Source organism: Photobacterium sanguinicancri, assembly GCF_002265265.1.
GTDB lineage: Bacteria > Pseudomonadota > Gammaproteobacteria > Enterobacterales > Vibrionaceae > Photobacterium > Photobacterium sanguinicancri.
In genome coordinates, this window is sequence record NZ_NOIF01000538.1 from 1 (window position 1) to 361 (window position 361).

Below are 361 nucleotides of genomic sequence, written 5' to 3' on the forward strand. Positions count from 1 at the left end.
CCACCCACTCAGCAACGACTTCCCGATCGTTCATATGTCGCTCGCCGGTCATCTTAGGATCACCAATAAGACCGGTCGCCCCACCGACGAGGAGCAACGGCTTATGGCCGCGTTCCTGGAGGGCTCGCACCAGCATCAACTGGACAAGATGGCCAATATGGAGGCTTTTGGCGGTTGGATCAAAGCCCACATAGAAGGTGACGGGTCCTTGGGCGAGGTGAGCCTCCAACGCCTCACGGTCGGTGGAGTCAGCGACGAGGCCCCTCCACTCCAGGTCGTCCAACAGATCCGACACGTCATTTTCCTCTCGTCAACGACCTCGTGCGAAGCCGACTGACTATAAGTCTAGCGATGGGCCCGA

The 361-nt window shown here is 59.0% G+C and carries 1 pseudogene; it reads right to left on the reverse strand.

The window, feature by feature from the left end:
• Nucleotides 1-295, reverse strand: a pseudogene (locus ASV53_RS26675) (tyrosine--tRNA ligase); the annotation flags it as partial.
• Between the last annotated feature and the right edge of the window lie 66 nt (nt 296-361).